We start from the raw sequence: 779 nt of genomic DNA, 5'->3' as shown, positions 1-779 counted from the left end.
GCGCCGAGGAACGGCAGGATCGCGAAGAAGCCGATCTTGAGCCACGCCATATGACGCTCGGTGACCAGATAGGTCGGAAACCACGTGAGAAAGAACACCACGGTCGAGTTGCCGGCGAACTGGCCGATCGCGGCACCCCAGATTTCACGGCGACGCAGCAGGCGTCCGACGTCGTGCCACGAAAACGGCCGCTGTGCGTCGGTAGCCGTCGACAGACCGCCGCCCGCGCCGATGTACTCGCGCTCCGCGTCGTTCATCGTGCGCGACTCGTGCGGCTCGTGATAGCGCAGCCACCACACGACCGAGAACGCGAGGCCGACCGCGCCGACGATCACGAACATCGCGCGCCAGCCGAATGACTCGATGATCCAGAACAGCAGCGGGCTGAACACGGCAAGGCCGATGTACTGCCCCACCTGATAAATGCTCGTCGCGCGTGCGCGTTCGCGCTGCGGAAACCAGTGGCCCACCACGCGGCTATTCGCGGAGAAGCAGGGCGATTCCGCTACGCCGAGTCCGAGGCGATAGATCATCAGCGAAATCAGTCCTCCTGAGAGTCCGTTCAGGATGATGAAGGCCGACCAGCCCGAGACCGCGAGGAAATAGGTCTTTTTCGCGCCGATGCGGTCGAGCAGCAGGCCGGCCGGAATCTGCGAGAGCGTGTAGGTCCACGAGAAAGCGGAGAACACGATGCCCATCACGCCGGCCGACAGGCCAAGTTCCTTCGTGAGGCTCGGCGCGGCGATGCCGAGCACCGTGCGATCGAGGTAGTTGATGAC

1 protein-coding gene is annotated in these 779 nt (G+C 64.1%); it reads right to left on the bottom strand.

Annotated elements, in window-relative coordinates:
• A partial coding sequence (locus F3J20_RS31755) for an MFS transporter (protein WP_167285845.1) occupies positions 1–779 on the bottom strand: 779 nt, incomplete at both ends.

The sequence above is a fragment of the Paraburkholderia sp. Cy-641 genome (genome assembly GCF_011752945.1).
GTDB lineage: Bacteria > Pseudomonadota > Gammaproteobacteria > Burkholderiales > Burkholderiaceae > Paraburkholderia.
The sequence above is the reverse complement of the archived record's forward strand: the minus strand, read 5'-3'. Positions and strand labels throughout refer to the sequence as shown.